We start from the raw sequence: 13,238 nt of genomic DNA, 5'->3' as shown, positions 1-13,238 counted from the left end.
GACGTCAACAGAAAGCAGATACTTTGATCTGCCACGGCGTTTTTTGTTCCTGAAATAGATCTCTTTGATATTCAGCTGTTCACCACAGTATGAATACTTGATGCGGCTGCTTTTCTTGATCATAGCAATCACATCCATCCCCTTTGAATGGATGGCTGTGATCTGTGCCGGGTTGGAAAACCAGGAATCAAAAAGGACATAATCAGCCTTTAGTCCTGCACTGAGAGCAGTATCCAACAAGGTTATCATTGCTTCAGGTGCTTTTGTCTGGGCAAGCTTGCGCCTTTTTCCTGCAATGGTTCTGTTATCAAAGTTCTTTACCGGACCGATAATATTTGCTTCTTTTGCAGATGCTAACAGACAGCTGTTTACCGGGATCAGTGTGTTTCCGTCACTCCAGCTTAATGTAAGCATCCGAAACCCTTTTTTGAAATGCATATCGGTGTGGTCGAATACTTTTGATCCCAGTTCTGTTTTCTTGCAGCTGGTTCGACTAAAAAGGCTGTCATCAACAATGAACACATTTTTCCTGCTATCGTCCGTTAGATCTTTGAGATCATTATTGACGATATCTGCAGCCAGAAGAGAAGTAAAACGGAGCCAGTTCGTTGCTGCATATACATGCTTCTTCCGACAAAAATGTTGCTGAGCTTGTAGCGGAGCAGAGAAACAGGTGAAACACCTTTTTCTTTCATCCCATTGCATTTGGCGAGAAGCTTGCCGACATGATGCCGGGAAAAAAATCTCTGAACACAATCAATTAACTCGTTCTCATCGCAATAGTTTTGTGGTATACTGGACATGGCATAAATCTCCTTTGTATAGATGGTTTTTCGTCAATTCCATTATACCAAACGGGACAGGTTTATGCCTTTTTTATTGGCTGAAATATTGAATTTTCAAGGTTCAACACACCGTATTGGTGTGGGAAGTTTTAGTTATTAAATATTAAAGGAGTAATTGAGCACAATATAATTACTTCTTTAATATTTTTTATAGTAGCAAATAATAATTCTAAAGGATACACTAAGAATATTCTAAAAGGGTTAGTGATGATGAGAAGTATATCTTTTAAACGAATTTATCAGAAATGTTAAGAGAATATAGACAGCTAAAAAAACGGTTCAAAAAACAAAAAAAGACTTGACAAAATTTTACGGGGGGGGGTACAATGTCTTCGAATAAAAAAGATCTACGAATGAATTTTGTCAAGAGTATTTTTGAGTGTCTACATCTTTGGATGTGGGCACTCATTATGTAAAAAAAGATAATACCTATTAGGTGGGTATTTGATTAAAGGTTTGTTTTGTACCGTAAGAAGGCAGCATTCGTAGATATGAATGCTGCCTTCTTACGGTAACAGATTTATATGGAGGGAGAACATGCAACTTAATGTAACAACAGATTATGCAATCAGGACTGTTCTCTATTTGGGACAGTGTAAAAAACTTGCATCAGCTACAGAAATATCCAATGAAATGAAAATTCCAAGAGGCTATCTGGAAAAAGTACTTTCAAAGCTGAAAAAAGCAAAATATATTTCTTCAGATTTGGGCGTCCGAGGTGGATATCGCCTTAACATGACTTTAGAGGAGATTACTTTGGGAGACGTAATACGTCTTATGGAAAATACTACAAAGATCAATAGATGTTTGGAAGAAGATATGTTCTGCAATCGAAAAGCGGTAGATTACTGTGCAGTACGCAGATATTATGAAAAGGTTCAAAAGAAGTTAGAAAATCATTTTTTTACTATTTCACTAAAAGAAATCTTAGAATTAGAGGGAGATAGACGTTGTGAAGGATAAGAAAAGAAAACATTTATGTGTGCCGAAGTTCTGGAAAAGAGGAACTGCATGGCTATTAGTATTTTCTATGTTATTTCAAGTGTTACCTGTTTCGGCGCAGGAATTGGAGACTGGACCACCGAATGTTATTTCTGTCGATGGTTCGACTGAAAAAGAAGCGGATGGAGAGCTGGGAGAAACTCAAGAGAATGTCTTGCAGGAACAAACCGAGACGATTCCGGAAGAAGAAAAAGTGGAAGAGGGAACGTCTTCCCCAGAACAGATGGTAGAACCGGAAAATGTGGCAGAACTTTATGAAAATGGAATAATCAAAATTTATAATTTCCATCAGCTTCAGGCTATTGGTACAGGCAATCCAGTAAGAACTTCTGATAGAGAAGAAGAAACGTTTGGAACCGGGACAGAAGTTGTAAACGAGGGAAAGATAATCACATATACTTCTGATGCGACCTATATGCTGATGAATGAAATTCCGTTGCCTTCAGGGGAAATGTGGACGCTGCCGGATGAATTTACCGGGACTTTTTCCGGAACACCTTCGGAGGATGCAGCCCTATATAATAAGGAAAGCGATACGGTTTATGTTTACAATAACTATCAGCTTCGGCTGATTGCTTCTGCTAATTCCGCAGAAGAACCAATCATGTCAAACGATATGATCCCTGAAAAAGTGGGCATGGGACAGCTTTTGTATAAAGACGGTACACCGGCAGGCGAAAGTCCGGAGGAAGCACAGGAATACCTGACCTACAGCAAGGAACATAACTATGTGTTAAGTCCTGACTTTACAGAACAGATGCCGGAACTTTTATCCGAGCAGTATGTGCAGACAAGCGCAGATGAGGTGCAAAAGGGCGGACGAGATTATATCGGTCAGGGTTATACGACCATTGAGGGAGAAAAATACATCCTCATAGGAAACGAGCAACAGCTGCGGGCAATTGGAACTGATAAGAGTGTGACACCGATGTTGTTCTTAAAAACAGAAGCAAAACTTGTTGTTATTCCGCTTGGTCACAAAATCGTTCCCTATTATCCGGGCGATGCAGACTTTAATATGGACAACTTCTTAGATACGGGTATCAGTTATCAGAAAGATGATATTGAGGAGGGGAGTGAAAATTTCCAGTATAAAAAGCAAAGTGATGAAACAAAGAAGAAAGAGCTTATGAACATCGACTGGGGTTCAGGTACACTGCTTGACGAAGTTGTTGGTATTGTTGGTGGACTTCTTGGAGATATTCTTGGTGAACTTTTTGGCTCTCAGGAATTGGTAGGTCTGAAAGTAGACGGAAGCACACCTTCCATCGGTGCAGATGACGGAGGATTGTTTAGCGGGGCAGAATACACATCTTTTTCCGATTTGGAAAGGGAGTATAAGGATTTAAAATATTCTTCAGATGCTAATTATATTATTTTCCGAGATATTGATTTATCCCAAGGCGACTATTCTAATGGTGCAGACGATAATTGGGATCCAATCCATTTTTCAGGAAAGATGGAAGGCCGGCTGAATATGCATCCGAATGTGTCACCGACAATTAAAAATGTTCATGTGGAACAGACAGGCAAGCTGAATATGGAAACCACAAGCGGTATTGGTTTCTTCGGAACAATTTCCAATAAGCTGGATGAGGGTAAGCTTGGCTCTGCGGGAACGGCAGTGGTAAAAAATATTCACTTGGAACAGGTGAGTGTAAATAACGAGTCTGTAGAAGTAGAGGAAAACGTAGATTCTCTAATCGAAGGAGTTCTTGGACTATTGGGTGGACTTCTAGGCGGGCTGATAGATGGATTAGGGAAGCTTCTTCCGATTATTGGTGATTTGACATTAGGTAAGGTCATCAAAGACCTTCTGACGCTGAAGCAGAACAGTCCGGATCTCTTCGCTACAGGCAGCTTTGCCGGCAGAATTGTGGGTGACGTCCATGTGGAGAACTGTACGGTAGATGAAGCGTCCGTTACCAGTGCAAAAGGAATCTCCGGTGGCTTTGTCGGATTTACAGAAGGCGTGGAAACTTATGACGGTTTATCCGGTTTATCGGAAAAAGTTGTAAAAGTATTGTCTACCCTTTTAAATATCGTGCCGGGTGTCGGACTGGGTGACTTGATTACTATTTTATTAGAAAATGACGTTCCGTTGGGAAACCTGATTCCGACGGGATACCATAACCCAGTGATTGCAGACTGCAGTGTGACGCTTGAGAATGGATCGATTGGTAATGATACGCAGGATTATAACGGCGGTTTCGTTGGAATCCAGACGGGAACAAAGATTTCTGATGCTTCTGTTTCAGGACTTACATCCGTACAGGCGAAAAACGGCGCCGGAGGCTTTGCAGGCTTAGAGCGTGACGCTATTATTAAAGGTCTTTTAAACGAAGCAGGTATTACATTATATGAGATTGATGCAAAATCAAGACAGGTCAATTGTACGGTAACGAGCCAGAGCCTTGCCATTGAAGCGGCGGAGTCTTATGCCGGCGGTTTCAACGGAGCTATGGCAAATAGTATCAGCAGCAATTCATCCGTCAACGGTCTTTCCAGTGTTAAGGCAGGGAAGAAATATGCCGGCGGTTTTGCCGGAAGGGCGACGATTGGATTCGGTACCACTCTTGGCGGAGAGGATGAGAAGAAGCCGACTTTGGTAGATTCGGTGTCTAAGCTGTTAGAAGAGGTGCTGGCATCCGGAAGTGAGGATAAGAAAAACCAGCTTTTAACCTTGGCAGGTGTGATGCCGTCAAAGATATACGGATGCAGCGTACAGGGAGAAAGCCTTGTGGTCGAGAGCGCCGGAGATTATGCCGGAGGTATGATTGGTCAGGGCGATGGTGTGAAAATCACTGCTGACGAGCAAGAAGGAATTGCTTTTGGTGGAAAAATCACCGGGCTACGTGAGGTGAAAGCCAAGAAATATGCCGGAGGTATTGCCGGAAGCGTTGTGACAGCAGATGCTATCGGTGTGTTGAATAACACGCTTGGAGTCGGTCAGTTTATCCCATTTGAGCTGTCACAGGTTACTGCAGAAGGAACGGACTGGAAGGTGACGGCGACAGAGAAATACGCTGCCGGAGCGAGCGGTCTGATGATTGGCGGAACAGCCGATGCGGTGAAGATAAATGGCATTCAGAGCATTCAGGCAGGCAACTATACCGGCGGTTTTGCCGGAAGAACAGGAGCGTCAAGTCTTGCGTCAGCAGGTGGCCTGGATGTACTCGGACTTGTAAAACTCAATAACGTTTTATCACTGGCAGATGGTATACAGGTAACGATTACCAATAGTGAAACAGTTGGCGCTTACGGCGGATTGACGGTTCTTTCCGACGGAAGAGCAGTACAGACAGATGGTGAAGATTTCACAGCCGGCGGCTTTATCGGAGAATCGGTTGCTTCCGTTGTTGAGGCATCCCATGTGAAAAATGTAAAATCTGTTGTCGCAAAGCACAGCGATACAAAAGGCAGTTATGCCGGCGGCTTTATCGGCCGTTCTCATACCGGCGGACTGGCAGGGCTTGCGCAGGAGGATGAAGATGGCAAGCTGAAGCTTCCGGGTATTGTAAAGGTTGAATCCTTACTGAATTTAGTGCCGTACCTGCTTCCGAAATATACAGATACAACGGTAACATTTCTATCAAATGAAGATAAACCGCAAGTAGAGGGAACACTTGCCGGAGGTTATGCCGGAGCAATGCAAAGCGGTAAGGTGGATAATCACACAAGCGCAGAGGCTTACGTCGTCTTCGGATTGGAAAATATCAAGGGTGAATCCCATGCCGGCGGCTTTGCCGGAAAAGTCGATGCAGGGGCAACCGCTTCTTCAGGCGGTTTAAATCTGCTTGATGGAATTTTGAATCTTGATATTGGTCAGCTGATCAATGTATTGCAAGTTTATATCCCAGTGATCCAATCGGCGGGCGTAAAGTCGGCAGAGAAGGGATTTACTGTGGAAGCGACAGACACAGACAGCTACGCCGGAGGATACTTAGGATACGGCGGCGGTGTACAGATCAAAGATTCTGATGTGACATCCTTAAAGCATACGAAGATAACGCCTCCAAGTGACAGTTTGGAATCTGCAAATGGTGAGAACTATTTCACAAAAGATTCCCAGTATGCGGTCAAAGGCGGGAAATATGCAGGCGGTTATGCGGGCTGTGTAGATATCGATTCTGCTGCGGCAGTCGGAGGCGGCTTAAAGCTGCTCGGCAATATTCAGCTGACGAATCTTTTGGAGGCTTTGGACGTGGTTGCTTCTACGATTGAAAACTCCGATGTCAACGGATTTGTCGGTGGTTATTCGGTACTGGCAAATGGAAGCGATGAGAATAATCAGAACCTGGGAAAAGCCGGAGGCTTTATCGGAGAAATGTCCGGTACGATCATTAAAAACAGTGATGCGAATTCATTTGCCTACGTTATCGGACGTGAGGCAGCCGGAGGCTATGCCGGTATTATGGAACCGGGAAATGTTGCTTCTGTATTAGAAAACAGCAGCATTTTAGGCGGAGTTTTAAATATAACAGATAGTCTTGCAAGTCTTGTACAGTCCTTTATCCCGATTATTGAGGACAGTCAGACAACAAGCGTGCCTTGCGGCGGCGCGGTTCGTGCAGAAGGACTTACCGATACCCAGTGTGTGAGGGGTCTTGCAGGCGGTTATGTGGGCTACAACCACGGCGGAAGAATCTTAGGCAATGCGGCGGCCGAAGGCGGCAAGGAATGTGCCGCTGTCCGTATCCGTTCAGTCTATGGCGGCGAATTTGCCGGAGGCTTTACAGGATTGATGGAAACAGCGGATCTGGCAGGAACAGGAAACTTAGAGCTTTTGTTTGGTCTGCTGAATACAAGCAACGTGTTAAGTCTTCTCGGGGCTGTCTATCCGACGGAAACGAATACAGCCGTTTACGGACCGCTTAGAAAAGTGGATATGGCCACATGGAACAAGTGGGCAGAGGCTGTCGGCAGCGACGGTGTTTACGGTGACCAGTTCCCGAACAAACCGGTTGACACAGAAGAACAGTTACAGGAATTAATTAAAAAATATGCCTATGGCTACAATGTCAAGGCAGGCAGAACAGCTGTCGGCACACAGGATATGGAGGCAGGCGTTGCCGGAGGCTACGTCGGACGCATGAAAGCAGGAGTTGTTACAAATGCCCATGCGTGGGATGCGAAAAATGTCATTGCTTACACTAGCGCCGGAGGTTTTGCTGGAGAAATGAAAACTGGCGGCGTTGCAGAAGTCGGAACAGTTTCCTTAATTGGCCTGGATATTACAGGCTCTATCAGCGCTGTACAGACGTTTGTTCCGGTCATAAGGAATTCGGATGTGACAGGTTTCCAATCGGGAATGACAGTAAAAGCCACAGGAATTCCAGTAAAGGATTCCACCTTGAAGATAGAAAAGGTTGGTTATGCCGGAGGATATGTCGGCCATATGCTTGGCGGACAGATCTGGGGCAACTGGTCTGAGATAAATACTTACAGTGCAACAGATGCCGCACCGAATCCAAATAACAAACGGTGCTTTGTGGCAAATTTAAGAAAAGTGGAAGGTACGAAAGCAATCGGAGGCTTTGCTGGTCAGATTGACCCAGCAAGTGCGGCAGCTTTGGATACAGCCGGAAGCGGAGGGCTCCTTGGCGGACTGCTTCAGAAGCTGATTAAAGCACCAGGTGATTTATTGTCCTTGCTCAATACAACCATATCGACTGTGCGGGGGGCAGATGTATCCGCATGGGATGACTGGGGCATCATTGTGAACGGTGCTTATACAAACGGCACGGGCAACACAGCCTACGCAAAAGCGGCGGGAGGTTTTGCCGGGGAAGTGAACGGCGCAGTCATTGGAGAAAAGGACGTAGCAGACAATGGCGTTCATGTATCGAATGTCAGAAGTGTGACAGGCGGCGAGTATGCGGGAGGATTTGTCGGTCTTGCAGATGTATCGGCAGTATTGCAGGTAAGTGAGGAGGGCAATACAAGTATCCTGTCAGCGCTTTTAACCCTTGGAGGCACGAGCGTGCTGGATGCTTTCAGAACGTATATTTATAGCTCCGATGTGTCAGGTGCAGCTGAGGCAGGACTGGAAGTACAGGCAAGAGACAGCAAGAAGACAGAATATGTCAATGATCCTGTTTATTCAGGCTCGGCCGGAGGATTCGGAGGTGCATTGCTTAACGGCTCTGTCAAAGATTCCAAAGTGACGAAGCTTCGTAGGGTCAACGGTATGAACTATACCGGAGGATTTATCGGACATCTCGGAAAGAGTGGTACGGTAGATCTGGATAACTTAGGCGCGCTGGGCGACTTATTAAGCGCAGGCGCGGGTGTAATGGATGTCTTCGGTTCCCATGTAGATCGATGTAGTGTCGAAGGTGTCACAGAAGGATTTACCGTTCATAGCGATAATACGATAGATGCCAAGGATAAATCGGAAATTGCAGGCGGCTTTACCGGTTTTGCAGATTTGGGCAGACTGTCAGGCAATACAGTCACCGGATTAAAACAGGTGACAAGCGGACAGATAGCCGGAGGCTTCGCAGGAAAGACAACCTTTGCCTATCTTGCAGACATTAAACTGGATTCCGAGTTGGTTAAAATACTTGTGCAAGCTGTGAATCAGATATTAAAGGCGCTTCAACTGGATAACTTAGAAAAGGGCGATGTCATTAAGATTGATCTGGGGATTATAAAAGTCGATGCCCTGTATGATGGAGAACTGGTATCCCTGAATCTTCTCGGACTTGACATCAAGGTTGGCCTGGCGAAAGATCAGAACCTTGCAACTATCCAAATCGGTGACAGCGAGATTAAAATCAACTGCTTTGAGGGCGGCACGATTGATGAAGAAAGCCTGAAAAATGAAATCACCATTTCACTCATTAAGGCGAATCGTACAAAGATTGATTCCTGTACAGTGACAGGTATTGCGGACGGCTATGACGTCTATGGCGGCGGTGCAGGAAACAATGCCAACGGAACAGGCGAATACGGCATTGCCGGAGGATTTGTGGGCTGGAACAATGAGGGCTTACTTGAGAACAACAACATGTACTTTGCAGACGTTGTCCGGGGCGCAAAGGATTTGACCGGACCGTTTACCGGGAAGTCAAGCCTCAAATCCAACTGGGAGTTCAACGATGTGGAAGGCATCGAAGGCAATGAAAATTATTACCGGATCTATCGTGACGGCGATACTGCCTATGAACAGCTGCTTGGCAAATCAGGCAAGGAACTTCAGAACAAATACGATACATCTGATGCATGGAAGAATATCTATACTATTCGTCATATGACCAAAGATAAGGTCGTGAAGTTTACGGATTTGAAGGATGCCAATATGAGCGGCATCGCAGGAAAAACTTCCGTTGATGTATATCAGGAAGATGGCGCTATGGCTGTTCTTATGAACAATACAGCAAGCAGTCCAACAGAGCCGGGCGGTGGTGAAGAAACACCGGACGTTCAGGATCCATGTAAGGATTTGATCGAGCTTCGCGTGAAGAAGGTGTGGAAAGGGGACGAGGAAAAAGACCGTCCGAGTAGTGAGGTTGTGTTCCATATAACAAGAAGTTATGAAGTGAATGGACAGACAATTACTGATGACACCTTCAATGAAAAAGTGATTTTGAAAAAAGAGGATGCACAGACATCAGATATATGGGAAAAGGTTCTTTCCGGGGCACAATTTACCGCATATCACGTGGGTGCGGATGGAGAGAAATATTACTATACCTATCAGATTAGTGAAACGAAAGTTGACGGTTATGAAACAACGATAACCTACAAGGGTGATTATCAATACAACATCACTGTAACCAATAAGAAGAACTGGTTTGACAGCCTTCTTCCTGACACGGGCGGTATGGGGACCGCATGGATCTATATGATAGGAGTTCTTCTCCTCTGTTCTGTGGCAGCATGGGAATACAGAAAGAGAAAAGTACAGAGAAGACAGGATAACTATAAATAAAAAAACAAAGGAGACAAGAAATGAAGAAACTCAAACGAATGATGGCAGTTCTGCTGGCAATGGTCATGGCGCTTGCAATGTCTGTAACAGTTTTCGCTGCCGAAGGCCAGGGAAGCCTGAAAGTCAAGGTGAATTCAAACAACACCTTAGAGGGACAGACCCTCAATGTGTATAAGCTGTTTAACCTGAGTGTAAACGGAACAAACTATGCTTATACCGTAAACGAAACCTATAAAGCCGGAATTATCGACGCTCTTAATCTGACAGAGGAGAATCCGGAACCGGACAGCGCAGCGCTTTATAACGCGATCGCAGCGCTGGAAGGGACAGCTGTTCAGGATTTTGCAGAAGACTTTACAGCATATGCGCTGACAAACGACCTGACAGAAACAGACACATCCGGAAAAATCGGAACTGCCGCAACAGACTATACCTTTGATAATCTGGACTATGGTTATTATCTTGTATACCAGACCGGAACAAAAGAACTTCAGTCTTCTCTGGTTTCTGTAGACAAAGCAGTAGGAACGGAAGTAGATCTGAAAGGGGAAGCTCCGAGTATTACAAAGGATGCGCAGAATACAGAAGGAACATCTATTGATTCTGTAGAGATCGGACAGATCGTGAAGTATGTGATCACAGGTACGATTCCGGATACTACAGGATATGAGCAGTATCAGTATATTATCCACGATACTCTGACAAACGGGCTTGATTTTGTAGATCAGAGCGGTACAGAACCGAGTGGTACAAGCTACAACGTAAGTGTTCAGATCGGAAGCAGTGCTACAACACAGCCGTCAGCAACACTTTCCGGCGGGGATAACAGAACTATGGAATTAGACCTCTCCCAGTGGATCAGAGACAACCAGGCAAGCAAAGGACAGACTTTTACTGTTACATATTATGCAAAGGTAAACAGCGATGCAGTAGTTACTACAAACAACAGCGCTTCTCTGGAATATGGCAATGATCCGGACAATACTACCACAACGACACCGGTACAGGAGAAGACACCTACTTTCCCGCTGCAAATTAAGAAGTTCGCTACTGGGGTGGAATATCTGGATGGAGCGACTTTCCGCATTTACAGAAGTGAGACGGATGCACAGCAGAATCAGAATCCGATTGCTGTAACAGGAAGCAATGGTTCCTACACCGTAAATCCGGTTCAGACAGGTGGGGGCTTAAGCTACGATATGGTTTCTTCAAATGCAGATGTGGGCACAGGATTTAACCTGAAGCTGAATGGTCTGGCTGCGGGCGATTACTGGCTTGTGGAGACAAAAGCACCGGACGGCTACAACGGTGTAACCGCTCCGATCAAAGTTACAGTGACTGTATCAGGAGATAATGATGTCAACAACTGGACAATCAGCAAAAATGACAAAGCTGAAACAGACAAAGTAATTGATATCGAAAACAGCACCGGCACAATCCTTCCGGGAACCGGTGGAATGGGTACAATCCTGTTTACTGTAATCGGTGTTGCACTGGTTATTGCTGTTGCAGGAAGCTTTGTAGTCAGCAGGAGAAGAAGAGCTGAATAAGCAGATTTAGGACGGAAAACGGGGAGCCGCCTCAGAGCGGCCTCCGTTCCCGTATAACAGCAGGGAGAATGGAATGAGGAACACAGACAGAAGAAAAAACAAAAAGAGAAGGCGTATTGGTGATCTGATACGGCTGATAGGACTTTTCATTGCACTCTCCGTACTGTTATATCCGACCATCAGCAATTATCTGTATGAAAAGAACAGCGGAAGAGTCATTACATCCTATGACGAGAAAGCTGTACAGATCAGCGAAAGCGAAAGACAGGAGATGTTGGAGCAGGCAAGACAGTACAATGAGGAGATGCTGGGAAATATAGAGTTACTAGACCCTTTTTCCCCGGTAAAAAGAGAAGTGGACAAACGGTATCAAAGCCTGCTGAATGTGGACGGGAACGGGATGATGGGATATATCCGTATTCCGAAGATCCAGGTGGAACTGCCGATTTACCACGGGACGGAAGAAAAGGTGCTTCAGAGTGGTGTCGGACATTTTGAGGGAACTTCCCTTCCGGTGGGAGGGGAAAGCACCCATACGGTTTTGACCGGACATCGGGGATTGCCGTCAAAGCTTTTGTTTACAGATATGGATGAGCTGACAGAAGGGGATATATTTTATATTAAGATTCTTGGAGAAACGCTTGCATATCAGATTGATCAGATCCTTACGGTAGAGCCGGAAAATACAAAAGCATTAACGATAGTACCGGGAAAGGATTATGCTACACTGGTAACCTGTACGCCCTATGCAGTGAACACGCACAGGTTATTAGTCAGAGGAATACGAATTCCATATGAAGAAGCGGTTCGCCAGGTACCGGATGAAAAAATTATTCCAACGATACCATTCCAAGTAAAAATTTTGTTGTTGGCGATCGGTGTTCTGATTTTAATATTTCTATGTTATCGGATATGGAGAAGAATTAAGAAACGGAAAGAAATGAGGAAAAAGAGAAGATGAAGAGAAGAGTAGGAAAGATAAGCGTTTTTTTAGGCACCTGTAGTTTGCTGTTGCTCTGCTTGATGATCCCTCAAAATGCATTGGCATCTGAAAAAACAGGTTCATTGATCGTATATTATCACGGAGTTACGCCACAGGGAAACCAAGTAATGTTATCTGGCGCAGAATTTTCTTTATATAAAGTCGGGGAAAAGGTGGAAAACAGATGGGAATTACAAGGCGATTTTGAAAAATCAGGCGTTTGTTTGGAAGATATGAGTTCTTCCGGGCAAAAAAAAGCAGCGGAACAGCTGAAAAAGTTTGTTGATAAAGAAAAATTAGAAGGAAAACGTGAAACAGCAGGACAAGATGGAAAAGCTATTTTTTATGATTTGGAAGAGAGTATGTATTTATGTTTTTCTGATGATGAAGTAGCCTATGATACAGGCAGGTTTCGCTCAGCTCCATTTTTGGTGTTTATTCCTGAAATCGATGAAAATGGAAATTGTCTTTATGATGTACGGGTAGAACCTAAGAACGAATGGGTGTCAGGGGATAAGCCGGAAGAGCCAGGAGACAAACCAGGGCAGAATACAGAGAGTACACCTTCTAAGGGAGAAAATGCAAAGACAGGAGACAATGCACCAGTAGAACTACTTGTTAAAATAATAGCTGTCAGTGTGATTATGATTGTGCTGCTAACGATTTGGAGAAACCGTAGTAAAAGAGATGAAGAACAACCAAACGAATGAAAGACAATGACTATTATTAAGAATGAGTAAGAAGAGAAGAGAGAATGTCTTGAGTTTACTAATTGCTATCAGGAGATGTTGAGACATGGCAATTCATTAGTGTGACAGCAGAAGGAAGAAAAAACAGCAAAGACAAGAGAGGTGAGAGTAATCCAGTTGAGGATTTTCTTGTTGGGAGTCGGCATGATTTTTGCATTGATTATTTTTTGTCGA

General features: G+C 44.5%; 5 protein-coding genes and 1 pseudogene. 5 read left to right on the top strand and 1 reads right to left on the bottom strand.

Going from position 1 to position 13,238, the window contains the following annotated elements; genetic code table 11:
- A pseudogene (locus tag INF30_RS14245) lies at positions 1–803 on the bottom strand (IS4 family transposase); the annotation flags it as partial.
- A 579-nt stretch (positions 804–1,382) separates the two neighbouring features.
- Between INF30_RS14245 and INF30_RS14240 the strand changes: the two are divergent.
- The 5 genes from INF30_RS14240 to INF30_RS14220 all read left to right on the top strand — a co-directional run bounded on the left by INF30_RS14240 (position 1,383) and on the right by INF30_RS14220 (position 13,025).
- Positions 1,383–1,808 (top strand): RrF2 family transcriptional regulator, encoded by a 426-nt coding sequence (locus tag INF30_RS14240; RefSeq protein ID WP_226395683.1) that lies wholly within the window; start codon positions 1,383–1,385, stop codon positions 1,806–1,808.
- Positions 1,798–9,783 carry a hypothetical protein gene (locus tag INF30_RS14235; RefSeq protein ID WP_226395682.1) on the top strand — a complete coding sequence of 2,662 codons (7,986 nt, stop codon included), beginning with the start codon at positions 1,798–1,800 and terminating at the stop codon, positions 9,781–9,783. The genes INF30_RS14240 and INF30_RS14235 overlap by 11 nt, the downstream gene beginning before the upstream one ends.
- A 20-nt stretch (positions 9,784–9,803) precedes the next feature.
- Positions 9,804–11,333, top strand: a complete 1,530-nt coding sequence (locus INF30_RS14230) for a SpaH/EbpB family LPXTG-anchored major pilin (RefSeq protein WP_226395681.1) — start codon at positions 9,804–9,806, stop codon at positions 11,331–11,333.
- A gap of 73 nt (positions 11,334–11,406) precedes the next feature.
- The gene (locus tag INF30_RS14225) at positions 11,407–12,294 is read left to right on the top strand and encodes a class C sortase (protein WP_226395680.1); all 888 of its coding nucleotides are present in this window, start codon (positions 11,407–11,409) and stop codon (positions 12,292–12,294) included.
- Positions 12,291–13,025, top strand: coding sequence for a pilin N-terminal domain-containing protein (locus tag INF30_RS14220; protein WP_226395679.1), 735 nt, complete (start codon positions 12,291–12,293; stop codon positions 13,023–13,025). The genes INF30_RS14225 and INF30_RS14220 overlap by 4 nt, the downstream gene beginning before the upstream one ends.
- The last annotated feature ends 213 nt before the right edge of the window (positions 13,026–13,238 follow it).

It is taken from the genome of Claveliimonas monacensis (assembly GCF_014982975.1).
In the GTDB taxonomy this organism is placed as follows: Bacteria; Bacillota; Clostridia; order Lachnospirales; family Lachnospiraceae; genus Claveliimonas; species Claveliimonas monacensis.
Note: the sequence above shows the minus strand (reverse complement) of the source record. Positions and strands in the feature narration are given on the sequence as shown.

Excerpts from the sequence above, each read along its gene's own strand:
- INF30_RS14240 (WP_226395683.1), top strand. The coding sequence starts at position 1,383 with ATGCAACTTAATGTAACAACAGATTATGCAATCAGGACTGTTCTCTAT.
- INF30_RS14230 (WP_226395681.1), top strand. The coding sequence starts at position 9,804 with ATGAAGAAACTCAAACGAATGATGGCAGTTCTGCTGGCAATGGTCATG.
- INF30_RS14225 (WP_226395680.1), top strand. The coding sequence starts at position 11,407 with ATGAGGAACACAGACAGAAGAAAAAACAAAAAGAGAAGGCGTATTGGT.
- INF30_RS14220 (WP_226395679.1), top strand. The coding sequence starts at position 12,291 with ATGAAGAGAAGAGTAGGAAAGATAAGCGTTTTTTTAGGCACCTGTAGT.